The organism is Novosphingobium sp. SG754 (assembly GCF_013149315.1).
In the GTDB taxonomy this organism is placed as follows: domain Bacteria; phylum Pseudomonadota; class Alphaproteobacteria; order Sphingomonadales; family Sphingomonadaceae; genus Novosphingobium; species Novosphingobium capsulatum.
Window position 1 is genome coordinate 412,032 of record NZ_JABGCC010000001.1, and the last position, 24,865, is coordinate 436,896.

At 67.8% G+C, this 24,865-nt stretch carries 23 protein-coding genes; 15 read left to right on the top strand and 8 right to left on the bottom strand.

All coding sequences use genetic code 11. From position 1 onward, the window contains the following. Positions 1-46 precede the first annotated feature (46 nt). Complete coding sequence (locus tag FHW97_RS01850) at positions 47-2,047, top strand: bifunctional diguanylate cyclase/phosphodiesterase (protein ID WP_253941521.1); 2,001 nt, start codon at positions 47-49, stop codon at positions 2,045-2,047. 7 nt (positions 2,048-2,054) lie between these two features. Here FHW97_RS01850 and FHW97_RS01855 read toward each other — a convergent pair whose 3' ends face one another. Beyond that, entirely contained in the window at positions 2,055-3,323 is a 1,269-nt protein-coding gene (locus FHW97_RS01855) for a multidrug effflux MFS transporter (protein WP_171797842.1), read from the bottom strand. 93 nt (positions 3,324-3,416) lie between these two features. Here FHW97_RS01855 and dinB point away from each other — a divergent pair, with 93 nt between their 5' ends. Beyond that, positions 3,417-4,556, top strand: a complete 1,140-nt coding sequence (dinB, locus tag FHW97_RS01860) for a DNA polymerase IV (protein WP_183533746.1) — start codon at positions 3,417-3,419, stop codon at positions 4,554-4,556. Between the two features lie 3 nt (positions 4,557-4,559). Here dinB and FHW97_RS01865 read toward each other — a convergent pair whose 3' ends face one another. Further along, positions 4,560-5,045 (bottom strand): NUDIX domain-containing protein, encoded by a 486-nt coding sequence (locus FHW97_RS01865; RefSeq protein ID WP_171797844.1) that lies wholly within the window; start codon positions 5,043-5,045, stop codon positions 4,560-4,562. Positions 5,046-5,167: 122 nt separating this feature from the next. Between FHW97_RS01865 and FHW97_RS01870 the strand changes: the two genes are divergently transcribed. The 7 genes from FHW97_RS01870 to gspM are packed head-to-tail and all read left to right on the top strand — an operon-like array spanning position 5,168 to position 12,859. After that, the gene (locus FHW97_RS01870; protein ID WP_171797845.1) at positions 5,168-5,983 is read left to right on the top strand and encodes a type II secretion system protein N; all 816 of its coding nucleotides are present in this window, start codon (positions 5,168-5,170) and stop codon (positions 5,981-5,983) included. Between the two features lie 26 nt (positions 5,984-6,009). Then, on the top strand, positions 6,010-8,178 hold the full coding sequence (gene gspD, locus FHW97_RS01875; RefSeq protein ID WP_253941522.1) for a type II secretion system secretin GspD: 2,169 nt from the start codon (positions 6,010-6,012) through the stop codon (positions 8,176-8,178). Further along, positions 8,175-9,653, top strand: coding sequence for an ATPase, T2SS/T4P/T4SS family (locus FHW97_RS01880; RefSeq protein ID WP_171797846.1), 1,479 nt, complete (start codon positions 8,175-8,177; stop codon positions 9,651-9,653). The genes gspD and FHW97_RS01880 overlap by 4 nt, the downstream gene beginning before the upstream one ends. After that, positions 9,650-10,858, top strand: a complete 1,209-nt coding sequence (locus FHW97_RS01885; protein ID WP_171797847.1) for a type II secretion system F family protein — start codon at positions 9,650-9,652, stop codon at positions 10,856-10,858. The genes FHW97_RS01880 and FHW97_RS01885 overlap by 4 nt, the downstream gene beginning before the upstream one ends. Positions 10,859-10,861: 3 nt before the next feature. Then, positions 10,862-11,320 carry a type II secretion system major pseudopilin GspG gene (gene gspG, locus FHW97_RS01890; protein ID WP_171797848.1) on the top strand — a complete coding sequence of 153 codons (459 nt, stop codon included), beginning with the start codon at positions 10,862-10,864 and terminating at the stop codon, positions 11,318-11,320. A gap of 1 nt (position 11,321) precedes the next feature. Beyond that, a complete protein-coding gene (locus tag FHW97_RS01895; RefSeq protein ID WP_171797849.1) occupies positions 11,322-12,404 on the top strand; it encodes a hypothetical protein in 1,083 nt (360 codons plus the stop codon). Then, the gene (gene gspM / locus FHW97_RS01900) at positions 12,401-12,859 is read left to right on the top strand and encodes a type II secretion system protein GspM (RefSeq protein WP_168351573.1); all 459 of its coding nucleotides are present in this window, start codon (positions 12,401-12,403) and stop codon (positions 12,857-12,859) included. The genes FHW97_RS01895 and gspM overlap by 4 nt, the downstream gene beginning before the upstream one ends. Here the strand turns inward: gspM and FHW97_RS01905 are convergent. The 6 genes from FHW97_RS01905 to FHW97_RS01930 form a co-directional block, all read right to left on the bottom strand. Further along, positions 12,856-13,710: a 1-acyl-sn-glycerol-3-phosphate acyltransferase gene (locus FHW97_RS01905; protein WP_062786153.1), complete on the bottom strand. Its 855-nt coding sequence runs from the start codon at positions 13,708-13,710 to the stop codon at positions 12,856-12,858. The genes gspM and FHW97_RS01905 overlap by 4 nt on opposite strands. 8 nt (positions 13,711-13,718) lie before the next feature. Continuing rightward, the gene (locus FHW97_RS01910) at positions 13,719-14,141 is read right to left on the bottom strand and encodes a Fur family transcriptional regulator (RefSeq protein WP_022674705.1); all 423 of its coding nucleotides are present in this window, start codon (positions 14,139-14,141) and stop codon (positions 13,719-13,721) included. Between the two features lie 236 nt (positions 14,142-14,377). Next, on the bottom strand, positions 14,378-14,833 hold the full coding sequence (locus FHW97_RS01915; protein ID WP_022674704.1) for a MucR family transcriptional regulator: 456 nt from the start codon (positions 14,831-14,833) through the stop codon (positions 14,378-14,380). A 175-nt stretch (positions 14,834-15,008) separates the two neighbouring features. Next, the gene (locus FHW97_RS01920) at positions 15,009-15,473 is read right to left on the bottom strand and encodes a GNAT family N-acetyltransferase (RefSeq protein ID WP_233250916.1); all 465 of its coding nucleotides are present in this window, start codon (positions 15,471-15,473) and stop codon (positions 15,009-15,011) included. After that, positions 15,473-16,144 carry a tRNA (adenosine(37)-N6)-threonylcarbamoyltransferase complex dimerization subunit type 1 TsaB gene (gene tsaB, locus FHW97_RS01925; RefSeq protein ID WP_370525288.1) on the bottom strand — a complete coding sequence of 224 codons (672 nt, stop codon included), beginning with the start codon at positions 16,142-16,144 and terminating at the stop codon, positions 15,473-15,475. Before tsaB ends, FHW97_RS01920 begins: the two co-directional genes overlap by 1 nt. Positions 16,145-16,161: 17 nt before the next feature. Next, a complete protein-coding gene (locus FHW97_RS01930; RefSeq protein ID WP_171797850.1) occupies positions 16,162-16,737 on the bottom strand; it encodes a NifU family protein in 576 nt (191 codons plus the stop codon). A gap of 115 nt (positions 16,738-16,852) precedes the next feature. Between FHW97_RS01930 and FHW97_RS01935 the strand changes: the two genes are divergently transcribed. From FHW97_RS01935 to FHW97_RS01960, 6 genes are all read left to right on the top strand, one after another. Then, complete coding sequence (locus FHW97_RS01935) at positions 16,853-17,491, top strand: FKBP-type peptidyl-prolyl cis-trans isomerase (RefSeq protein WP_171797851.1); 639 nt, start codon at positions 16,853-16,855, stop codon at positions 17,489-17,491. 82 nt (positions 17,492-17,573) lie between these two features. Further along, a complete protein-coding gene (locus FHW97_RS01940; RefSeq protein ID WP_171797852.1) occupies positions 17,574-20,477 on the top strand; it encodes a pitrilysin family protein in 2,904 nt (967 codons plus the stop codon). A gap of 172 nt (positions 20,478-20,649) precedes the next feature. Further along, positions 20,650-22,023: a class II 3-deoxy-7-phosphoheptulonate synthase gene (locus FHW97_RS01945; RefSeq protein WP_054130678.1), complete on the top strand. Its 1,374-nt coding sequence runs from the start codon at positions 20,650-20,652 to the stop codon at positions 22,021-22,023. A 221-nt stretch (positions 22,024-22,244) separates the two neighbouring features. Continuing rightward, positions 22,245-22,544: a GIY-YIG nuclease family protein gene (locus FHW97_RS01950; protein WP_171797853.1), complete on the top strand. Its 300-nt coding sequence runs from the start codon at positions 22,245-22,247 to the stop codon at positions 22,542-22,544. 179 nt (positions 22,545-22,723) lie between these two features. Then, positions 22,724-23,011: a hypothetical protein gene (locus tag FHW97_RS01955; protein WP_022677432.1), complete on the top strand. Its 288-nt coding sequence runs from the start codon at positions 22,724-22,726 to the stop codon at positions 23,009-23,011. A gap of 166 nt (positions 23,012-23,177) precedes the next feature. Beyond that, positions 23,178-24,863, top strand: coding sequence for a S10 family peptidase (locus tag FHW97_RS01960; protein ID WP_253941523.1), 1,686 nt, complete (start codon positions 23,178-23,180; stop codon positions 24,861-24,863). Positions 24,864-24,865 lie beyond the last annotated feature (2 nt).

Sequence of the window (24,865 nt, forward strand, 5' to 3'; positions counted from 1 at the left end):
CGAGATGGAACCCCTTAGTGGAAACCCTCAGGCGGAACAGGTTGGGATGGTCGCTGCCATCGCGGCCGAATCCTTGCCGCTGCGTCCGCGCCTGCGCGCCCGCAGCCGGGTGATAGGGGCGCTGCTGGGCGCGATCATGGATGGGGCCCACCGGCGCGCGTACCGCGGTGAGGCGATGGTCGCGGCCTATACGCACAATCTCTCCCGCCGCCTGCCACTGCTGTCGTTGCTGGCGTTGCTGGCGGTCGGGCTGGTGATCATGCGGGTGGCCGGCACCGTGCCGTGGCCGGTGCTGGTGCCGGGCGTTGTCATGATGGTGTTCGTGGCAGAGCGCGGCTGGCACTGGCTGCCTGTGCAAGTGGAGCGCCGGCCTCTGGCGCTGCGGCGCAAGGATCTCGATGCGCTGCCAACCAGCGTGGGCCTTTCGGTGCTGTTTGCGGTGCTGTGGGCCCTCTATCTCTATTGTGTCGGCGGCGAGGCGCAGCGCGCATTGCTCTGCGTGTTGCTCTCGGTAATTTCCGTGGCAGGGGTGCTCGGCTTGGCGCATGCTCCGGCGGCGGCGCTGCGGCTGGTCTTTGCCTCCACCGTGCCGGCTTGCACCGTCTATCTCGTGGTGGATGGCACGCACCTGTGGCCGGTGGTCCTGCTGCTGGTCATGGCCAATCTCACCGTGCTGGCCATGACATTTGGCTTCCATGCCGATTTCGTGCGGCTGGAGTTGTCACGCCAGCAATTGGCGCGGCGCGAACGCCTGGCGGCGCGGCTGGCGGAAAGGAATTTCGAACAGGCTTCACGCGATGCCTTGACCGGGGCGCTCAACCGCCGGGCAATCCTGGCGCGGTTGGATCAGGATGTGGGCCGGCATGAATTGGCGGCCCCGTGGCTGGCCCTGCTCGATCTCGACGGGTTCAAGCACGTCAACGACACCTATGGCCATGCGGCCGGTGACGATGTGCTGCGCGCGGTGGCCACGCGCATCGGTGCGATTTCCGGCGTCCTCGCGCATGGGCGCCTGGGCGGCGATGAATTCGCGATCCTGTTCGACGGCCGGCTCGATGCCACTGGCGTTACCGCTGCCGCGCAAGACCTGGCGCAGTCGGTGCGCGCGCCGGTGCTCCACAACGGAGTCAGCCTGCGCCTGCACGCTTCCACCGGCCTTCATCGCGTGCGCGGGCCCAGCGTGGGCGCCTGCCTGGAACGCGCCGACGCTGCGCTCTACAAGGCCAAGAAGCGGGGCGAGGGCGCCATCGTGCTGTTCGGCCCGGACGACGAAACCGCCCTGCAGCAGCGCAGCGCGATGACTCGCCAGTTCAACGATTGCCTGTTGGATGATCGGCTGCGCCTGCTCTACCAGCCCTATTATGATGTCGACAGCCTGGCGGTCGTCGGGTTCGAAGCTTTTGCCCGCTGGTCGCCCGATGGGCAGACCTGGCTGGCACCGGGCGAGTTCATCGATCTGGCCGCGGCGACGGGCCGCACCGGCGAACTGACTCAGGCGGTGATGGGCCGGACGCTGGCCGAATGCGATGCCTGGCGCCAGGGGCTGACGGTGGCGATCAACCTGACCCCGCGCGATGTAACGCGCGAGGGCGCGGTCGACTCCCTTGCCCGGCTGGTGCACGATGCCGGTGCCGATCCGGCGCGCTTCATGCTGGAAGTGACCGAAGCGGCGCTGATCGCCGATCCGCGCCGCGCCCACGCCCAGCTCGAGGCGTTCCGGGCGGCGGGTTTCCGCCTCGCGCTCGATGATTTCGGGGCGGGCTGGTCAAGCCTGTCGCAATTGCGCGATCTGCCGCTCGACATGGTCAAGATCGATCGCGGGCTGGCCGCCGCGCTGTCCAGCGATCCGGGCGCGCGGGCGATCGTGGGCACGATCGTCTCGTTTGCCTGGCAACTGGGCATCGAGTGCATGATCGAAGGCGTGGAGGATGAAGCGCAGGTCGCCACGGCCCGCGCGCTCGGCATCCGGCTGATGCAGGGCTACCACTTTGCCCGGCCGGAACGTGCCGACGTGGCCCTGGCCGCGATGGGCCGCGCCGTCGCCTAACCGCCGGTCAGTGCACGTCTACCAGCACCCGCTCCCCGCCCGGCGGAATGAGGCGGCGGAACAGGCGGCCGCGCTCGGAATAGAGCACGAGGCACAGCGAGAGCAGCCCGCAGGTGACGAATGCCAGCGACAGGGGCCGCGCCGTGCCGTCATAGACCTGGCCGATCGCGATGCCGATCAGCGAGCCGATCAGCGTGCGCATGAACATCTGCATCGAACTGGCCGCGCCTGCGGTGCGGGCAAAGGGCTGCAGCGCGATCGAGCTGAAATTGGCGCCGATAAAGCCCATGGCGCAAATGTTGGCGGCCATCACCGGCATGAAGCGCAGCAGCGTCTGGTGCGGGCTGAAGGCGAAATGCACCTGCAACAGGCTGAGGCAGATGCACGCCAGCAGCGCCGTCTGCGACACGCGCCGCGCGCCAAAACGTTCGACGATGCGGGCGTTGAAGAAATTGGAGAACGATAGCGACAGCGCCGTGGCGCCAAAGATCAGCGGGAAATAACGGCCCGCGCCAAAGTGTTCGGCCACCAGTTGCTGCGAGCAGTTGATGTATCCGAACATCGCCCCGAAAACGAGCGCTGCCCCCAGGACATAGCCGGCCGAAGACCGCTCGATCGCCGAATGGGCCATGTTGCGCGCGATGGTCATCGGCATGATCGGCTGGCGGTTGGCCGGGTCGAGCGTTTCGGGCAGGCGCATGAACACCCACACGCCCATGATCGTTGCCAGCACCGCCAGCACCCCGAAGATCCAGCGCCAGCCGGCAAACAGCAGCACGAATTGCCCCACACTGGGCGCCAGCATCGGCACGACCATGAACACGGTGGAGACGGTCGAGAGGGTGCGTGCCATCTGGTCTCCGGCAAAGCGATCGCGCACGATCGCGGCCGGCAGCACCGCCACGCCGGCACTCGACACCGCATGCAGCGCGCGCAGCACCAGCAGGGTATCGAAATCAGGCGCCATGGCGCAGCCCAGCGCCAGCGCGACATAGAGCACGATCGTGACCAGCAGCACCGGGCGCCGGCCATGGCGATCGGCCAGCGCGCCAGGCACCAGCGCGCCCACGCCGGCCGAAACCAGGAATATCCCCACCACCAGCTGGCGGCGATTGGGATCGCTGACGCCCAGGTCTGCGGCGATTTGCCCGAGCCCAGGCAGCATGGCATCGATGGCCAGCGCCTGAAGCGCCATGAGCAGCGCCATCATGGCAATGAATTCGCGCCCACCCAGCGCCTTGATCGGGCGCCGTTGGGCTGGATAGTCAGGTTGCATAACGATCCTATGGCAGGCAGGGCGCGGCAATCCAAGGTTTTGTTGGAGCCCTTGACCGTTGTTTGTGGCATGACGGACGCCGCATTCATGCCGATGTCCGAATCCCCGCCTCCGCCCCCTTTTCCCGTGCCCGATGCCGATGAGGCGCCGGGCCTGCGCAAGATCATCCATGTCGACATGGATGCCTTCTATGCCAGCGTGGAGCAGCGCGACGCGCCCGAGCTGCGCGGCAAGCCCGTAGCCGTGGGCGGCAATGCCGCGCGCGGGGTGGTGGCCGCGGCCAGCTATGAGGCGCGCCGGTTTGGTGTGCGTTCGGCCATGCCCTCGGCACGCGCGGTGCAACTGTGCCCCGATCTGATCATTCGGCGCCCGCGCTTCGATGTCTATCGCATGGTGTCGCAACAGATTCGCGCGATCTTCCTGGATTACACCCCCGATGTGGAGCCGCTGTCGCTCGACGAGGCCTATCTCGATGTCACGCGTGACTTGCGCGGGATCGGATCGGCCACGCGCATCGCCGAACTCATTCGCCAGCGCATCCGCGCGCAGACCGGGCTGACCGCCAGCGCCGGGGTGTCCTACAACAAGTTCCTGGCCAAGCTGGCGAGTGACCAGAACAAGCCCGATGGCCTGTGCGTGATCCGCCCGGGTGAGGGTGCGGCCTTCGTCGCCGACCTGCCGGTAGCCCGGTTTCATGGGGTGGGGCCGCGCGGCGCGGAAAAGATGGCGGCGCTGGGCATTGCCACCGGGGCAGACCTGCGCGCGCAAAGCCTGGCCACCTTGCGCCAGCATTTTGGCGCCCAGGCCGATTACCTCTATCGCGCGGCGCGGGGGATCGATCTGCGCGCGGTGACCGCCGATCGCCCGCGCAAATCCGTGGGGGCAGAGCGCACGTTCGATCGTGACCTGTCTTCGGGTTCGGTCCTGCGCGAAACGCTGGAGACGATCATCGACCTGGCGTGGGACCGCGTGGCGCGGGCCGACGTGACCGGCCGCACCGTGACGCTCAAGCTGAAGTTCAAGGACTTTACGGCGATGAGTCGTGCCCGGTCGCTGGCAACGCCGGTGGCGAGCCGCGATGCCCTGGCCGACGTGGCGCGCGGCCTGCTCGACCAGGTCTTGCCCCTGCCACAGCCGGTGCGGCTGATGGGGGTAACGCTCTCGGCACTGGACGAGCCGGGCCAGCCAGCCGCTGTTGCCGCGCCGCCGGGGCAGGCGCAGCTGCCATTTTGATGCCTATCGCTGCTGCCGGCGCGCGTGATCCTGCCACAAGGCAATCATCTCGCGCGTGGCGGGGCTGGTGGTCTCGGGCAAAGCCGCGACGGGAAAGAATGCGGCGTCGAGCAGTTCGCGTCCATCGGCGCGCGGACTGCCCAGCGCGGTTCCGGCGACCAGGGCGATCTGGTTGAGCCAGCCGCCGCGATCGCGCAGGTGATCGGTAAAATGCACCGCGTCGTGCAGCGTGCAGCCGGTTTCCTCGGCCAGTTCGCGCGCGGCGGTTGCCACCGGGCTTTCCCCGCGCGCCAGGCCGCCGCCGGGCAGCATCCAGGCATGGCTGTGGTGATAGCTGTGCCGCACCAGCAGCACCTGCCCATGCGCATTGCGTGCCACTACCATGCAGCCGGGCACCGGCACGCGGCGCCAGCGCCACCAGGCCACGCGCAGCCGATGGGCCAGCCGCAACAGGGCGCGGTGCCAGGAAGATGGAAACCAGGCGGGCATGCCCTTGGCCTAGCGGCTAGAGCCACCGAAATCGAGCCTTTCGCGCATCCTGCGCGCGGGCCTGTGGCTTACCCTGGCTGCGGCAATGGGTGGGGCAGACAATGGGCAAGCAGGCGCAGGGCATGGCGGGATCGGCATCGTTGGCTGGGCAGGCCTTGTGGCGCTGGCCAGACTGGCGCTGGCGCATAGCCTCACCGCGCTTTGGCAGACCACCGCTGGCCGCGCTCCTTGCCGAAGTGGCGCTCCTGGGCAGTGTGGCGGCGCTGCTTGCCATGCTCGGCTGGGTACTCTTGGCGCCGCTCACGCCGGCGACGGCGGGTAATAGCGCCGGCCTGGTGGTGCTTGACGCCCCGGCACGCGCCGCGCTTTTTGCCCAATTCGATCCATTTGCGCGCGATGTGCCAGATGGCGGTGGCGGGGGCGGTGCGGCGGGTGCTGCGCTGCCGTTCACTCTGCTCGGCACGCGATCCACAGCCGATGGGCAGGGCGGCGGCGCGATCCTGGCCGGCGCCGACGGGGTGCAGCGCGCGGTGCCGCAGGGGGCGGACATCGCGCCTGGCGTGCGGCTGGTGCAGGTGGCGTTCGATCATGTAGTGCTGCAGCGCGCTAGGGGCACGCTGGTGCTGCGCCTCGCGGGGCAGGATGGCCGGCCGGCTGACAGCACCGGCGGCAAGCCGCCGGCGCCCCACTTCCGCCTTGCCGATGCCGCGCACGGCGCGCCAGGTTTGGTAGCGTCTGGCGCAGTGGGCGAGGCGCAGTCCCTGGGCCTTTTGCCGGGAGACCGGATCGTGGCGCTGCGTGGCAAGCCCGTGCGCGACGCGCGCGATGCCCGGCAGATCGAGGCCATGCTGGCGGCCGGTCAGGCCGTGGCGGTAACGGTGCGCCGCGCCGGGCACGATCTGGCGCTCTCGCTTGGCCCGGCCGGCGGGGGACAATGATGGGGCGGCTTTTGAAGTGTGAGGGCTTGCCCAGGCTCGCCGCACTAGCGCTCGCGCTGGCCTGGCCGCTGGCAGCGCAGGCGCAGTATCGCCTCAACGTGCGCGAAGCGGATATGCGCGCCTTCATCGCCGATGCCGCCGAAGTGACTGGCCGCACGTTCATCGTCGACGCGCGGGTTGCCGGCAAAGTTAGCGTGGCGAGTGAGCGGACCTTGAGCGCCAGCGAATATTTCGAGGTGTTCCTGGCCACGCTGCGTGCCAACGGCCTGGTTGCCGTCCCCACCGGCAACGGCGCGTTTCGCATCCAGCCGGTGGAGGGTGCGGCCAGCCAGCCCACCGCCGCGCCTGCCGGGCGGGGCATGGCAGCGCGCAACCAGATGGTCACCGAAATCGTGCGCCTGCGCGCTGCCGATGCGGTTCAGGCGCTCGATACACTGCGCCCGCTGGTCAGCAAGGACGGCGCGCTCACGGCCAACAAGGCGGGCAATTCGCTGGTCGTGGTCGATTATGCCGACAACCTCGCTCGCATTCGCGCCTTGGTACGCCAGATTGACCAGGACCGCGCCGCCGTGCTCACGCTCGATCTGGCCCATGCCGGCGCGCGCGAGGTGGCAAGCGCCCTGGCCCAACTGGTGGCCGCAGGCGAAGGCGGGCGCAGCCCGGCCAGCGTGGTGGCCGTGGACAGCGCCAATGCCGTGGTGCTGCGCGGCGATGCGGTCACCCTGGCGCGGCTCGCCGACGTGGCACGGCGCCTTGATGCGCGCGCTGGCCAGGGCGGCGCGATCCGCGTGATCTGGCTCGATCATGCCGATGCCGCGCTGCTCGTGCCCGTGCTCGAACGGCTGGTGGGCGGCACTGGGGGGGAGGCAAGCGCCGGATCGGCCGCGCCGGTGTCGCTGGGCAATATGGGCAGCGCTGGGGCCAGCGCCGCTGCGGGCAGCGCCAGTGCGCCGGGGCAAGAGCCGAGCGTGGCGGCCAATCCCTCCGGCGGTACCACCAGCGGCCTGGGCAATGGGCCGATCCGCCTCGATGGCGGGCGCGGCACCGCCACGATCACCCGCTATCCCGGCGCCAACGCCGTGATCATTGCCGCCCCGGCCGATGAACAGCGCCGCCTGGCCGATCTGGTTCACGCGCTCGATCTGCCGCAGCAGCAGGTGCTGGTTGAGGCGATCATCGTCGAAGTGTCTGACGATGTGGCGCAAAAACTGGGTGTGCAGATGCTCATCGGTGGAAAGGATGCGCCCTTTGCCGTCACCAGCTTTTCCAACGGCGCGGCCAATATCCTCGATCTGGCCGGCGGCCTCTATGCCGATCGTCTGGACCAGACGACCACGGTGATTAATGGCGCCACTGTCACCACCAGCACGTCGGGCGGCACCGCCGATCTCCTGCGCCAGAATGCCGCGCAGGCTGCGCTTGCCGCGCGCAGCGGCATCGCCGGTTGGGCCACCAGCCTGGGCGGATCGGGTTTTTTCGGCACCCTGATCGATGCCGTGCGGGCCGACAGCAAGTCCAACGTGCTGTCCACCCCGCATATCGTCACCAACAACAACGTTCCGGCATCGATCCTGTTTGGCAAGGAAGTCCCGGTGGCCACCGGCGAGGCGCTGTCCAATTCGCTGGCCGGCGCATTCCGCACGATCCAGCGCGAGAACGTGGGGATAGAGCTGGACGTGACGCCGCAGATCAACGCGGGCAATGCCGTGCGGCTCGATCTGCGGCAGCAGGTCAGTTCGGTGGCCGGGCCGGTCTCGTCCAGCAACAGCGAACTGGTGGTCAACAAGCGCGAAATCCGCACCACGGTGACGGTTGGGGATGGCGAGATCATCGCGCTGGGCGGCCTGCTCGACGATGCCGAGCGGCGCACCCTGGAAAAGGTGCCGCTGCTGGGCGACGTGCCACTACTGGGCGAACTGTTCCGCTCGCGCAGCAAAAGCCATGTGAAAACCAACCTGATGGTGTTCATCCGCCCCACCATCCTGCGCGACGGGGCAGGGCGCGCAGCGCTGACGGCGCGGCGCATGGATGCCGTGCGCGGCGCGCAGGTGGCCTATGCCCCGGGGCAGGAACCGTCGATCGATGAACTGGTCCGCGATTACCTGGGAACGGCAAGGCCGGCACCAAGCCGGGCCAGCGACACGGTGATCCGTCCGCCCGATCCGGCGGCAGCCCAAACCGGGGTGCAGCCGTGACCCCGGTGGAGGACACCGCCACCTGGCGCCCCGATTACGCTGCGGCCCGCACCCTGGGCCTGCTGGTGGAAGGGCGTGAGCCAGGCGGTCTGGCCGTGGTCCTGCGCGAAGGGGCCAGCGCATTGGCCCTGCTCGATGTGCGGCGCCTGGGCGGGCCGATCGCCAGCTGGCGCCGCGTGCCGCCCCCTGCGTTCGAGGCACTGCTGGCGCAGATCTATGCCGATGGCACCATGGCCGCCGCCGATGCGCTGGCGCGCGACGATGCCGCGCTGCCGGCACTCGATCTGCCCAGCGCCGAAGACCTCTTGGGCAGCACCGACGATGCCCCGGTAATTCGCCTGATCAATGGCCTGCTGGCCGAAGGGCTACGCCAGGGGGCGTCGGATATCCATCTGGAACCCTATGAACCGGCGCTGGTCGTACGCCTGCGCCGCGATGGGCAATTGGCAGAAATGCTGCGTTTGCCCGCCCGGGTGGCGCCGCTGCTGGCCAGCCGCATCAAGGTGATGGCCCGCCTCGACATTGCCGAACGGCGCCTGCCGCAGGACGGGCGCATGGCACTCGATCTTGCCGGTCGGCTGGTTGACGTGCGCGTGTCCACACTGCCCTCGCGCGCGGGAGAGCGGGTCGTGCTGCGCCTGCTCGACAAGGCGCGCGCCGGCATCGATCTGGCGGCGCTCGGGCTGGACGCGGCGGCCGATGCCGTGCTGCGCCGCGCGCTGGCCCAGCCCAATGGCATCGTGCTGGTCACCGGGCCCACCGGTTCGGGCAAGACCACCACGCTCTATGCCGCGCTTGGCCTGCTGCGCGATGGCGCACGCAATATTCTTACTGTCGAAGACCCGGTGGAATATGCCGTCGATGGCGTGGGGCAAACCCAGGTCAATCCGCGCCTGGGCCTCACGTTCGCGGCTGGGTTGCGGGCGATCTTGCGGCAAGACCCTGACGTGGTGATGGTCGGCGAAATTCGCGATGCCGAAACCGCGCAGATTGCCGTGCAGGCTGCGCTGACCGGGCATCTCGTGCTGGCAACGGTGCATACCAACGATGCGGTTGGCGCGGTGACTCGCCTGCGCGACATGGGGGTGGAGCCGTTCCTGCTGGCGGCCACGCTGCGCGCCGTGCTGGCGCAGCGGCTGGTGCGGCGGCTGTGCCCGCAATGCCGCGCCCCCGCGCCAGTGGCGCCGCATCTGGCGGCGGCGCTGGGCCTGGCCATCGGCACGATGGTGAGCGATACCCCGGGCTGCGCGGCTTGTGGCGACAGCGGGCACCAAGGCCGCGTCGGCGTGTTCGAGGCGCTGTGGGCCGATGACAGCCTGCGCCGCCTGATTCACGATGACGCCGGCGAGGACGCGCTTGTTGCCCATGCCTTTGCGACCAACCCGCGCCTGGCCGATGCGGCGCGGGCCTTGGTCCTGGCCGGCATGGTTGGCGCGGCAGAGGCCGCGCGCATCCTGCGGCAGGACCAGGGATGAGCCGCACGGCGTTCACCTATCGCGCGCTCGATCGCAAGGGGCGCGAGCGGCAGGGCCGCCTGGCCGCGCCCGATCCGGCGGCCGCGCGGCAGAACCTGGCGGCGCGTGGCTGGCATGTGCTGCGCGTCGATCCTGCACAGCCGCGCGACGTGCGGCCGATTGCCCGGCTGCGGCTGGGCCTGGCCCGGCGCGCGCTGCTCACTCGGCAACTGGCCGCGCTCGTGGCTGTCAGCCCGGTGGAAGAGGCGCTGCGCACGATGCTGCGCCAGGCCGGCGCCACGCGGGAAGGCGCGGTGATCGGCGCAGTCCACGCCGGGGTGTGCGAGGGGCTGGGCCTGGCCGAGGCGATGGGCCGCGCGCCGCGCGCGTTTCCGCCGGTCTATCGCGCGATGATCGGCGCGGGGGAAAGCGCTGGCCGCCTGCCGCAGATCGCCACGCGCCTGGCCGATCTGGCCGAGCGGCAGGCGCAGGTGCGCGCGCGCCTGGCGGGTGCGCTGGCCTATCCCCTGGCCCTGGCAGCGGTGGCCGTGGCGGTGGTTACCGGCCTGATGGTAGCCGTGGTGCCGCGCGTGGTGGAGCAGTTCGACGCGGCCAGCCGGCAACTGCCATGGCTGACGCGCGCGGTCATCGCGGTGTCGGGCTTTCTCGCCACCTGGGGCTGGGCCATGCTGCTGGCGATCGTGCTGGGCGGGCTGGCGTTTGTCCGCGCGCTGGCATGGCTGCCGTTTCGCGCGCGGGTGGATCATGCGCTGTTGCGCCTGCCCGTGCTCGGGCCGCTGTGGCGCGATGCTCAGGCCGCTGCCTTGGCGCGCACGCTGGCGACGATGATCGCGGCGCGCCTGCCGCTGCTCGAAGGCTTGCGCCTGTCTGCGCGTACGGCGGCCAATCACAGCCACGCCCGGGCGCTGGCGCAAGTGGCACAGGGCGTGCGCGAGGGCGGCTCGCTCGCCGCAGGGCTCAGCCAGGCCGGGCTGTTTCCGCCGCTGCTCATAGCCATGGCTGCTAGTGGCGAGGCATCGGGCCAGCTTGGCCCCCTGCTGGAAAGCGCGGCCGAAGCGCTGGATCGCGCGTTCGAGGCCACGGCGGCCACCGCGCTCGCTCTGCTGGAGCCAGCGATCATTGTGGTGATGGGCGCGATCGTGGCGCTGATCATCCTCGCGATCCTGCTGCCGATCCTGCAATTGCAAACCCTTGTTGGAAATTGACCCATGGCTGTCGTGCATGCTCACCCCCGTCGCCCCGCGCCCAACGGGTTCAGCCTGGTGGAATTGATGGTGGTGATCTTCATCCTGGGCCTGCTGACTACGGTCGTGCTGATCAACGTGATGCCCAGCCAGGATCGCGCCATGGCGGTGAAGGCGCAAAGCGATATCGCCACGCTGGAGCAGGCGCTGGAGATGTTCCGGCTGGACCAGGGCAGCTATCCCAGCCAGGCGCAGGGGCTGGCTGCGCTGCGTGAGGCGCCGCCCGATCTTGCCGTGCCGGAAACCTGGCGCAAGGGGGGCTATATCCAGCGCTTGCCCAAAGACCCCTGGGGCCGGCCCTATCTCTATCGTGTGCCTGGCCGCGATGGCGCGCCGTTTGCGCTTATGTCGCTGGGTGCCGATGGGCAGCCCGGCGGCAGTGGCGCCAATGCCGATATCGTGGCGCAGGGGCAGGGCGGCTGAGGTGCCGGATCACGGCCTGATCCTGTTGCTGGCCGAAACCGGCGGGCCGCCGGTTGCCGCATGGTGCGTGGCCGATGGGCGCATCGACGCTCTGTCGCCTGGGCAAGACCTGGCCGGCTGGCGCGGCCGCATCACCGCGCTGGTGCCCGCCGCGCAGGCACCCGTGCTGGCCCTTGGGGCGCAGGAAACCGCCACCGCCGACCAGGCCTTGGCCGTGGCGCGGCTGGCAGCGCAGGATCATGCCCTGGCGCCCGGCAGCACGGCGGTTGCGGGCCGGGACGATGGGCAGGTCGTGGCCACGCTGGTTGCGCAGCAGATCCTGGCCGCCTGGCAGGCGCAGGTTGTAGCGTTGACTGGCCGCGATGCCGATGCATTGCTGCCAGCCGGATTGCTGCTGCCGCCGCCGCCAGCGGGCACGGTCCACCGCGCCAGCCTGGGGCGCGGAATGGTGCTGGCGCGCACCGACCAGGCGGCCTTTGTTGCCGAAGCGCCGCTGTGGCAGGCGCTCGTGCCCGATGGCGCCCGGGTGGTGGATTGGGCAGAGCGAGACCTCGGCCCGCGCTTGCTGCAGGCACATGCAGCGCCCTGGCTCGACATGCAGGGCGGCGCGGCGGGGCAGGCCGCCTGGCCAGTGCGCCGGCTGGCGCGCCTGGCAGTGCTGGTCAGCGTGCTGGCGCTGGCCGTGCCCGTGGCGCAGATCATGCGCTGGCGCGTGGATGCGGCGCGGATCGCGGCGACCAGCGTGGCACAAGTGCGCGCGCGCTTTCCCGCCGTCAGCGATCTGGCCAGCGCAGAACAGGTGGTCAATGCGGCGCGCCTGCGGGCGCAGGCCGGCGCCGATGGCTGGGCGCCGCCCACTGCCGCGTTGTGGCAGGCGCTGCGGGCAGCGCCGGGGGTGCGCCTCGCCGGCCTGCAGCACACGGCGCAGGGTAGCTTGCGGTTCACCCTCGCGGCGCGGGAGACCGCGCCGGTCGATGCGGTGCTGCTGGCCTTGCAGCGCGATGGCTGGCGCCTGGCCCAGCCACCGGCACCGGTGCGCGATGGCGCGGGCATTGTCGCCACTATCACGATGCGGGCGCCATGATGGCGCGGGTGCAGGCGTGGCTCGCCACACTGACCGCGCGCGAACGCGGCATGGTCAGCCTGGCGGTTGGCCTGGCCATGGCTCTCGCCCTGGCGCAGGGCGTGCTGGTACCGCTGGCCCAGGCCTGGCAGGCGGCCCGCGCGCAGCATCAGGCAGCCGCGCAACGCAGCGCGCACCTGCTGCGCCAGCTTGCCGATCTGGACGACGGCGCGGGCGCGCCAACCAAGATCGATCCTGGCCGCCTGGTGGCATTGGCGGGGCAGGGCGGGGTCAGCCTCGCTCCGGCAGAGGCGCAGGGGGCATCGGTGCGGCTGGTCGGTCAGGGATCGAGCAGTGCGGTGCTCGCCTGGCTGGAATCCCTGCGCGGGCAGGGCCTGATCGTGCAGCAGGTCACGCTTGCGCCATTGCCCGAAGGCGGCGTGAGCGTGGACGTACGCGTGATAGTAGCGCCCTAGGCGGCGCGGTCTTCCTTGCTGCGGGTATAGCCCACTTGCGGCACGTCGAGGTGGAAGGGGCGCAGCGGCTTGCCGAGGTTGCGTTCCATCGCCGGCACGATGCGGTTGCGGGCCTGCGCGGCGATGGCCTTGCGGCCAGGGCAATCGCGCGGGTCGAACGGATCGAGGAAGTGGATGTCGAGCCGGAAAGAACCGCGCCGCGCCAGGATGCGCAAGGCATTGGCGATGCCGCCCTCGGTGCCGATCCAGCCGATCCATTCCGCCACGGCGCCGTAATCGAGCACGACCGGCTGCACCAGGACGCCCGGTGGCGGCGGCTCCAGCACGCGCAGCATCGATGTCTTGAACGGCAGCAGCGACTGACCGTCGGTGGTGGTGCCTTCGGGAAAGACGGTGATGGCCCAGTTGTCGGCCAATGCCTCGCGCAGGCGGTTGATCTGGTCGGCCACGCCCAGCCGATCTTCGCGGCTGACGAAGACCGTGCGGTTGAGGCGGGACAGCCAGCCCACCACCGGCGCCTGGCCGATTTCAGACTTGGACACAAAGGCCGTGCCGCTGGCGCCGCCAAGGGCCAGAATATCCACCCACGACAGGTGGTTGCTGATGTAGAACACGTCGCGGCGCAGCGGCGTGCCGTGAACCCGCACGCGCGCGCCACACAGGCGTGCCGCCAGATAAAGGAACACGCGCGGCAGCGGCGAGCCATAGTGCACCGTGCGCCACACATAGTGCAGCGGCACGCAGATCAGCAGGGCGAGCAGAATGCCCACCGCGCGCCAGAACACGCGGAACTTGCCCAGCAGGCTGATCGGGGCATCGCGCTCGGGGCCGACGCTGCGCTGGCGGACCATGGTGGTGCTCAGCTTTCCCGGCCGAGCTTGACGCCGTAGAGTTCCATGCGGTGATCGACCAGGCGATAGCCCAGCTTTTCCGCAATCTGGCGCTGCAACTGTTCGAGTTCGGGATCGACGAATTCGATCACTCGCCCGGTTTCCACGTCGATCAGGTGGTCGTGGTGCGCTTCGGGCGTGGCTTCATAGCGGGCGCGGCCATCGCCGAAATCGTGGCGATCGAGAATGCCGGCCTCCTCGAACAGGCGCACGGTGCGATAGACCGTGGCGATCGAGATGCGCGGGTCGCGCGCCGCGGCGCGTTCGTGCAACTTTTCCACGTCGGGGTGGTCGCTGCTTTCCGACAGCACTTGCGCAATCACGCGGCGCTGGTCGGTAATCCGCAGGCCGCGTTCGGCGCAAAGGGCTTCGAGATCGATCACTCGGTGCACGCTGTTCTCGTCATTCTGGAAAGGTCAGTGCCCAATATAGGCGAATTGGCGTGGCTTGTTAACCGGCCAGACGCGGTGAAACCCCACGGGGAGGCTACGGCGCTGTGGATGACCCGGCCAAGGCCCACGGCATCACGCCGATCGGGCATGCAAAGGCCCGGCAAGCATAGCGCCTGCCGGGCCGAATATGCAGGTGCGGCGCGCCGGGATTGCTCCCTATGCGCCAGCGCGCCTGATCAGGCCGATGCGGCAGCCTTGCCGCGACCGCGCTTGGCGGGGGCAGCGGCGGGCTTGCGGCCCAGGCCGATCTTCTTGGCCAGTTCACGGCGCTTTTCGGCATAGGCCGGGGCGACCATCGGATAGTCGGCCGGCAGGTTCCAGCGTGCGCGATACTGTTCGGGCGTCATGTTGTAGCGGGTGGCAAGATGGCGCTTGAGCATCTTGAGCTTCTTGCCGTCTTCCAGGCAAACGATGTGGTCATTCTTGACCGAAGCGCGGATCGATACTGCCGGTTCGGGAGCGGGTTCTGCCACCGGTTCAGACGGCTTGAGCCCGGCGAGCGCCGAATAGACATTGGAAATGAGCACCGGAAGATCACCCACCGCAACGCTGTTGTTGCTCACGTGGGCGGCCACGATGTCCGACGTCAGCGTGATCAGGGTTTCACGCATATCGTTTTCGATATCACTCATTGCGATCCGGCTTTCGTTCTATGTTGCTGTGCGACACGTTTTTAGACGACATCCCGCTTTGTCGGGAGCGTCGGTTGTCTATACGCTTTTATATTCGATAAACAACCGCGGGAAGATGCGGTATTCGATAAAATGACCGAAATTTCATAAACAGCTGATTTGCCGGAATTTCAAATCACAGTTTAAGTTCCTGGCTAATTGCCGCAATCCTTTCGCCAGTGGTGCTGCGATAGTAACCGGGCCTAATTCCAATGGGTTGGAATCCGTGTTTGCGGTAGAGGTTCCCGGCAGGATTGCCTTCGCGCATCTCCAGAAACAACCGCCCCATGCCCAAACTGCGCGCCTGGGCGATGAATCGTGCTAGCAGCGAGTCGCCCAGACCCTGCCGCCGATATTGCGGTGCAACAGCGAAGAGCAGCAGTTCTTCTTCGTCGAATATACTGCGCGACAAGAAGAACCCGGCAGTCGAGGCGAGGTCTTGGGGATGCTCGCCGCCATCGGCACCGATCAGGCCATAGCGGGTGCGCCCGATCAGCAGCGCGTCGCCCACCTGGCGGCGGTTCCATGCCTCGCCATAGTCGGGCGGAAAGGCCGTGGTCATCACGGCCATGATGCGGTCGAGATCCTCGATCTGCTCCATCACGCCGGCAAGGCGCCGCCCGGCAACCGGGCGTCCGGCGCGCGACCATAGGCAGGCGCGGCGCCATCGGTAAGGGCTGATGAATCGAGCAGATGGGCGCTGCGGGCATCGGGCCACAGCGGGCAGACCTGCACGGGGTTGTGTCCATCTGGCCGCGCGGCGGCGCAGGCAGCGGCCTGGCTGCCGGCCACCAGCGGCGCGGTCAGTCGCGCCAGCGCCAGGTCGGGTGATAGCGAGGCAAGCGGCGCGGTGGGCCGGCCGGCCGCGTCGAACGGGCGGAAGAACCATTCCCCGTGGCCGCCGGTCATCACCACGTCGACCGGTTGCGGCGCCGGCCCGCCCTGCTGCGCGCGCGCCATGGCTGCCACCAGTTCCAGGCTCTGATAGCCCAGCACCTGGGCATTCCAGGCAAGCGCCAGGGCGCGCGCCGCGGCCAGCCCCACGCGAATGCCGGTAAAGCTGCCCGGCCCGCTGTCGACCAGGATCGTGGCGGCGCGGCCCTTGTCAGGCAGCGCAGCAATCATCGGCACCAGCCGTTCGGCATGGCCGCGGCCGAGCATCAGGCATTCGCCCGCGATCAGCGCGTCGTCTTCGTAGAGGGCGACCGAACAGCTTTCCGTGGCGCTATCGATCACCAGGCGGCGGCGGGAAAAAGGGGCAGCCTGGGGCACGACGAGTCCCGTTCCGATCAGGCCGCGCGCACTTCGGTCACTTCGGGCACATAGTGCTTGAGCAGGCTTTCGATGCCGTGCTTGAGCGTGGCGGTCGACGAAGGACAGCCCGAGCAGGCGCCCTGCATCTTGAGATAGACCACGCCTTCGCGAAAGCCCCTGTAGATGATATCGCCGCCATCGTTGGCCACGGCCGGGCGCACGCGGGTTTCGATCAGGTCCTTGATCTGGTCGACGATATCGGCGTCGGCCGGATCATCGCCGAAATCCTCGTCCTCGTCGGGCACCATGATCCCTGCCGCGCTGCCAGCGGCAAAGAGCGGCGCCTGCGACACGAAATGATCGAGCAGGATCGCCAGCACCTGCGGCTTGGCATCGGCCCATTGCGCGCCCGGCGCAATGGTCACCGCCACGAATTCCTGGCCGAACAGAACTTCGGTCACGTCGCCCAGCGAAAACAGCGCCTGCGCCAGCGGCGAGACCTCTGCCTCTTCGGGCGAGGTGAACGACCGCGAGCCGCTGGTCATGACCCGTTCGCCCGGCAGGAACTTGAGCGTGGCCGGATTCGGCGTGGTTTCGGTTTCGATGAACATGATTGTTGCATTTAGGACCGGGGGGGCAGGGGTCAAGGGGCGAGAAGGGCTGGCGGGTCAGCATCGGCCATGTATTTCGCTGGAATGGGCCTGCCTGGCTGCTATGAACCGGGCCATGATCACTGCTCCTTCGCGCGCCGCGCGCTTCGCCATGCTTGTTTCGTCTGCTGTGCTCGCCGCCTCGGCGCTGGCTGCACCGGTTGCCGCTGCCCCGGTCAAGCGGGCGGCGGTTCCGGCTGCTCGCTCGGCTGCGGCCGCGCTGTCCACCGCCATCCTGCCGGTGCCGCTGATGCCGGTGGTGCCCGCTGGCCAGCGCCAGTGCAGCGCCAAGACCGCTTCGGGCCTGGGCACGCTGACGCTCAAGCCGTCGGCCGATGCCGCCCATCCGGCCAAGGGCGATTATGTGCTGGTCAACTATATCGGCTATCTTGCCGCCGATGGCCGCGTGTTCGACCAGAACACCGCCGCTGCCTTTCCGGTCGAAGGGGTGATCCCCGGCTTTTCCGAAGGCCTGCAACTGATGGCCAAGGGCAGCACCTGGCGGTTCTGCGTGCCGGCCACGCTGGGCTATGGCGCGCAAGGCGCGGGCGAGACCATCCCGGCCGATGCCGATCTCGTATTCCAGGTGGAGCTGGTCGATTACAAGACCGCCGCCGACGTCGAAAAGATGCGCGCCGCTGCCGCCGCTGCAGGCCAGCCGGGCGCCGATGGGCAGCCTGCCACGCCGGCCCCCGCCACCACGCCCAAGCCGTAATGGCGTAATTAAGCGATATGAACGTGGTGAAGGGCCGGTCTATTCACTGGCCCTTCACAAACCCCCTCCCTATAGATGGGAAATGCGATCGAACACCTGGCGCTCGCGGCGCTTCGCTTTTCTCGTTCTTTCCCTGCTCGCCACCACGGCGCCCGCCGGCATTCCGGCAGCGGCGCAGGCCAGAGCCGCCCCGGCGGCGACGGCCGTGGACAACACGGCGCAGAACTGGCTCTACGTCGGCAGCGACGTGCCGCAGGACAAGGAATGGATCTTTGGCCGCCTGCCCAATGGCCTGCGCTATGCCGTGCGCCACAATGGCGTGCCACCCGACCAGGTCTCCGTGCGCGTGCTGGTCGATGCCGGGTCGTTTTATGAAACCGATGCCCAGCAGGGCTTTGCCCACCTGATCGAACACCTCACGTTCCGCGATTCCAAGTATCTCAAATCGGGTGAGGCGATCCCCACCTGGCAGCGCCTGGGCGCCACGTTCGGCAGCGATACCAATGCCGAAACCAGCGGCACGCAAACCGTCTACAAGCTCGACCTGCCCGATGCCACGCCGGCCAAGCTGGATGAAACCTTCAAGCTGTTGTCGGGCATGATCGCCGCGCCGATCTTCACGCCGCAGGGGGTGAAAACCGAAGTGCCGATCGTGCTGGCCGAAATGCGCGAGCGTTCCGGCCCGCAGACCCGCGTGATGGACGCCACGCGCGAGTTGTTCTTTGCCGGCCAGCCTGCTGCCACGCGTTCGCCGATCGGCAAGGTTGAAACGCTGCAGGCGGCCACGCCCGAAAGCATCAAGGCCTTCCACGACAAGTGGTATCGCCCCGACAACACGATCATCGTCGTGGCCGGTGACGCCGATCCCCAGGCGATGCTGGCGCAGATCACCAAGTGGTTCGGCCCGTGGACCGGCAATGGCCCCAAGCCCGCGCCGATCGATTTCGGCAAGCCGGTGGCGCCCAAGGGGGCAAATCCCGCCAATCCCGTGGATGGTGCCCGCGTGGTGGTGGAACCCAGCGCGCCGATGCAGTTCAACTATGCCGTCGTGCGGCCGTGGAAGCGCCATGCCGATACCATCGCCTATAACCAGGGGCTGATGATCGACCGCCTGGCCATGGCCCTGATCAACCGCCGCCTGGCCGTGCGTGCGCGCGCCGGTGGCAGCTTCCTGTCGGCCTCGATCGACCAGCAGAACTATGCCCGTTCGGCTGATACCACGCTGGTGTCGGTCACGCCGCTGGGTGATGACTGGAAGGCCGCCGTGGCCGATGTGCGTTCGGTGATCGACGATGCACTGGCCTCGCCGCCCTCGCAGGCCGATATCGATCGCGAGGTGGCCGAGTTCGACCTGTCGTTCAAGGTGCCGGTCGAAACCCAGCGCACCCAGGCCGGATCGGACCTGGCCGACGATATCACCCAGGCGGTCGATATCCGCGAGACGGTGGCCAACCCCGAGACGGTCTATACCATCTTCAAGAAGTCGGTGCCGCTGTTCACCCCGCAGGCCGTGCTGGCGCATACCCGCGCGCTGTTCAAGGGCACGGTCGTGCGCGGCATGCTGACCACGCCGCGCGATATCGGCGCGACGGCGGCCGATGTGCGCGCCGCGCTCATTGCCAAGCCGGTGCCAACCGGCAGCGTCCGCCTGCCGACCGACAAGCTGACCTTTGCCCAGTTGCCGCCGATCGGCACGCCGGGCACCGTCGCCCAGGCGCAGCCCACCGGCGTGCTGGGGATCGAGCGGCTCACCCTGTCGAACGGGGTCAAGGCGTTGCTGTGGGCCAATGATGCCGAACCGGGGCGGATCATCATCCGCATTCGCTTTGGCGGCGGCCTTGCCGCGATCGCGCCCAAGGATGCGGTCTATGCCTCGCTGGGCGATATGGCGCTGATGGAAACCGGCTTTGGCAAGGTGGACCGCAACGCGCTGGACGAGCTGGCCACGGGCCGCAAGTTCAACCTCAATTTCAAGCTTGACGATACCGCGTTCGAGTTTTCGGCCGACACCCGCCCGTCCGATCTCAAGGACCAGCTCTACCTCTTTGCCGCCAAGCTGGCCGAGCCGCGCTGGGATACCAACCCGATCCTGCGCGCGGTGGCAGCGGCCAAGCTGCAATATGCCGCCAGTGGCTCTTCGCCCCAGGCAGTGTTGCAGCGGGACATGGGCTGGCTGCTCAAGGACAAGGACCCGCGCTACAAGGTGCCCGATCCGGCCGCGCTCGATACTGTGACGCCTGCCGATTTCCGCCGCGTGTGGGAACCCCTGCTGGCGCAGGGCCCGATCGAGGTGGATATGTTCGGCGATTTCACGCGGCAGCAGGCGCTCGATGCGCTCAACGCCACGTTCGGTGCGCTGCCGGCCCGCACCGCGGCCAACCCGCCGCCGCTCGATCCGCATTTGCCCGCGCACAATGAAACCCCGGTGGTGCTGACCCACACGGGCGATGCCAATACGGCCGCAGCCATGGTGGCCTGGCCCACCGGCGGCGGGCGCACCGGCGTGCACGAATCGCGCCAGCTCGAAATCCTGGCGCAGATTGTCAACAACCGCCTGTTCGACGAGATGCGCGAAAAGATCGGCGCGTCCTATGCCCCGCAGGTTGAATCGGTCTGGCCGATGGATCTGCCCTCGGGCGGTTATCTCGGCGCGACAGTGCAACTGCGGCCGCAGGATCTCCCCGCGTTCTTTACCGCGACGGACAAGATCGCCGCCGATCTGGTGGCCGCGCCGCCCACGCCCGATGAAATCGAGCGCGTGACCGAGCCGCTCAAGCAGCTGATCACCCGCGCCAGCACCGGCAACGCCTTCTATATGTCGCTGCTGGAAGGCGGAGCGCAGGAGCCGGGCAAGTTCGACGATATCCGCTCGATCCTGGTAGATTACAGCAAGACCACGCCCCAGGCGATGCAGGCGCTCGCCGCGCGCTATCTCCAGCACGATCGCTCATGGCGCGTCGAAGTGGTCCCCGAAGCCAAGAAATAACGTGCAGGATCCTCCCTCCGCAAAGCGGGGGGAGGTGGCGGCCGCACGCCGCCGGAGGAGGTGTTTTTCTTCCCCCCACGCAACAAAATGTCGATCACACTATGCGAAAGGCTTTCTTTGCAATCCTGCGCGCGTGCGCCTATGTCCGCCGGTCTTGAAAGGAATGAGGACAGTGGCACAGAACTGGAATGCAAAGAGCTGGCGGGATCAAGAGGCGCGGCATCTGCCGGTCTATCCCGACGCGGACAAGCTGAACGCGGTGGAAGGCACCCTTGGCAGCTTTCCGCCGCTGGTCTTTGCCGGCGAGGCACGCGCGCTCAAGGCCGATCTGGCCCAGGTGGCGGCGGGCAAGGGTTTTCTGCTCCAGGGCGGGGACTGCGCCGAAAGCTTTGCCGAATTTCATCCCAACAACATCCGCGACACGTTCCGGGTGCTGTTGCAGATGGCCGTGGTCCTCACCTTTGCCAGCAAGCAGCCGGTGGTGAAGGTTGGCCGCATGGCCGGCCAGTTCGCCAAGCCGCGCTCCTCGCCGGTGGAACGCCAGGGTGATGTGGAACTGCCCAGCTATCTGGGTGACAACATCAACGGGATCGATTTCACGCCCGAACAGCGCATCCCCGATCCTGACCGCATGCTGCGCGCCTATAGCCAGGCGGCCGCAACGCTCAACCTGCTGCGCGCCTTTGCCGGCGGCGGCTATGCCAACCTGCGCCAGGTGCACGGCTGGACGCTCGACCATATCGCCAAGAGCCCTTGGGCCACCAAGTTTGGCGAAATGGCCGACAAGATCGGCGAAGCGCTGGACTTCATGGAGGCCTGCGGCGTCAACCCGTCGAATGTCCCGCAACTGCAGGGCACCAGCTTCTATACCAGCCACGAAGCGCTGCTGCTGCAGTATGAAGAGGCGATGACGCGGCAGGATTCGCTGACCGGTGACTGGTACGATACCAGCGCGCACATGCTGTGGATCGGCGATCGCACCCGTTTCGAAGGTTCGGCCCATGTCGAATTCCTGCGCGGCGTGGGCAATCCGATCGGCATGAAGTGCGGCCCCAGCCTGACGCCCGACGCGCTGCTGCGCATGCTCGACACGCTCAATCCCGCGCGTGAAGCCGGCCGCATCACCCTGATCAGCCGCTATGGCCACGACAAGGTGGAAGCCGGCCTGCCCGCACTGGTGCGCGCGGTGAAGCGCGAAGGGCACCCGGTGGTGTGGAGCTGCGACCCGATGCACGGCAACGTGATCAAGGCCGACAACGGCTACAAGACGCGGCCGTTCGACCGCATCCTGGCCGAAGTGAAGGGCTTCTTCGCCGTGCACCGCGCCGAAGGCACGCATGCGGGCGGCATCCATATCGAGATGACCGGCCGCGATGTGACCGAATGCACCGGCGGCGCCGTGGCGATCACCCAGGAAAGCCTGGCCGACCGCTACCACACCCACTGCGACCCGCGCCTCAATGCCGCGCAGTCGATCGAACTGGCGTTCCTGCTGGCCGAAATGCTCAACCTGGAACACGCCGACAAGAAGGCCGAAGCGGCCTGAGACTAGCAAAAAGCCCCCTCCTCTTCAGAGGAGGGGGTTGGGGGTGGTGCAAAGCCGCGCGCTAAATCCCGAACAAGCGGGACCCCGGATCAAGTCCGGGGTGACGAACCATGTAACGTCAGTTTAACGTCACCCCGGACTTGATCCGGGGTCCGGCTTTCCTTCGAAATCGGCCGCAACGTGCGTTGACGCTCCGCATGTGTCTGCGCGACGATCCGCCCATGGATCGCGAAACCTATGGCGGCTGGGTCTATATGATGGCCGATCGCTATCGCGGCACGCTCTACATTGGCGTGACAGCGGACCTCGCAAAACGGATCGATCAGCATCGCAATGGCGCCGGATCAGACTTCTGCGCGCGCTACGGTTTGCATCGGCTGGTTTGGGCCGAGCGCGGAGAGCCGATCGACGCCTGCATCGCCCATGAAAAGCGGTTGAAGCGCTGGCGCCGGGACTGGAAGTTTGCGCTGGTTGAAACGGCCAATCCAGGGTGGGACGATCTGTTTCGGTTTCTGGTGTGACTGTTTCCCAAGGAAAAGCGGGACCCCGGGTCAAGCCCGGGGTGACGTTGTAAATTGATGCTATCGCGTTCGTCACCCCGGACTTGATCCGGGGTCCCGCTTGCTGATGAGCACACATTTCCGGGCACAACCGCACGTCGCCACTTCCCCCCGCGCACGCCATCGCGCACAGTGCGGGCATGAGCCAGCCCAACGCCCAAAAGCCCATGGACCCGCTTGCCCAACGCGCGCTGTTTGCCAGGGCGGTGGACCTGCTCGGCGGGATCAAGGCCGCTGGCCAGGCGATCGGGGAAAGCGAACTGGGCATGGCCGCGCTGCTTTCGGGCGCGGAGCCATTGCATCCGCGCGTGCTGGAGCGGGCGAGCAAGGCCTTGATCGCCCATGCGGACGCCTGCCGCGCGATGGAGCGGCGGATTTCGCCGGCCTTTACTGCCAACCTGACCAACGCGCAGATCGGCAGGGGCTGAAGACCACAGCGGTCTGCCCCCAAGGCGGCCGAATGGATACAGTATAACGCTGATCGGCGCGGGTTTGTCGTTCGTCGAACGGGTGGGAACCTTTGCTTGACACCATCGCGCCCGCGCGCGTTCGATGCGGCCGCCAAACCGGTTTCGCCTGTAAAGGAATTCACCCTTGCGCTCCGCCCTGTCGCTTGCCGCTGCCGTATCCCTGCTTGCTCTCAACCCCGCGCTGGCCCTGGCCAAGCCTGATGACGCCGCCAAGGCGGACAAGGCCGACAAGGACGCCAGGTCTGATGCCGCGCGCAACGATCCCGATGGCGTGCCCGATCCCGACAGTGCCACCACCACGCGCTTCTTCAAGCCGCGCAAGGTGCTCTCGTCTGGCATGGTGACGGTGGGCGGCCAGAAGATCGACTACACCGCCGAAGCCGGCACCGTGGTGGTGCACCAGGCCGATTGGGACGATACCGATTGGCGCGAGACCGCCGCAGCCGGCAAGACCAAGGATGACGCCAAGGACGCGCCGGCCGAGGCCTCGATGTTCTACACCGCCTATTTCAAGAAGGGCGCGCCCTCGGCCGATCGGCCGATCACGTTCCTGTTCAACGGCGGCCCCGGTTCGGCCACGGTCTGGCTGCACATGGGCGCATTCGGTCCGCGCCGGGTGATCACTGCCAACGACAGCCACACTCCGCCGGCACCCTATAACCTGGTGGACAACGCCTATAGCCTGCTCGACGCATCGGATCTGGTGTTCATCGATGCACCGGGCGCTGGCTGGTCGCGCATTGCCGGCAAGAACAAGGAAAAGGCGTTCTGGGGCGTGGACCAGGATGTCCATGCCTTCCGCGAATTCATCAAGGCGTTCCTGTCGGACCATGGCCGCTGGAATTCGCCCAAGTTCCTGCTGGGCGAAAGTTATGGCACGCCGCGCGCTTCGGCCCTGGTCAACGCGCTGCAATCGGACGATTCGATCGATTTCAACGGGGTTGTCCTGCTTTCGGCGATCCTCAACTTCGATCTCTCGGCCGATGGCCCGGAACACAATCCGGGCGTGGACAGCGCCTATGTGGTGAGCCTGCCGACCGTGGCGGCGACGGCATGGTATCATAACCGCCTGCCCGGCACGCGCCCAGCCGACCTGGAAACCTTCCTGCGCGAGGTGGAGCACTTTGCCACCACCGACTATGCCATGGCCCTGATGCAGGGCAGCACGCTGCCCGACGCCCAGCGCCAGGACATGGCCAAGCGCCTGGCTGGCTATACCGGCATTCCCGCCGAATACTGGCTGCGCTCCAACCTGCGGCTCAACGTGGGCCAGGTGATGCAGCACCTGCAGGAAGAGCAGGGCCTGACCACCGGCCGCCTCGATTCGCGTTTTTCGGGCCCGACGCTCGATCCCACGGCCAAGGAAGCCGGCTATGACCCGCAGAGCGCGGCGATCAGTTCGGCCTATATCTCGGCCTTCAACGCCTATGCGCGCGACAGCCTGCACTATGCCACGCAGGCGACCTACAAGCCGTTTGCCGGGCTGACCGAATGGGACATGGCCCACCGCTTGCCCGATGGCAGCCGGTCGGAAAGCGGCCCGCTCAACGTGATGCCTGACCTGGCCAACGCGATGAAGCAGAACCCGCAGCTCAAGGTGCTGCTGGCCGGCGGCTATTACGATCTCGCCACGCCCTATTTCGAAGGGCTGTTCGAGACGCGCCACCTGCCCATGCCGCAATCGCTGCAGGGCAACATCAGCTTTGCCTATTACCCGTCGGGCCACATGGTCTATGCCAACGAGGCCTCGCTCAAGGGCTTCCACGATGCCACGGCGGCCTTCATCGCCCGCAACAGCGGCAAGCACTGATC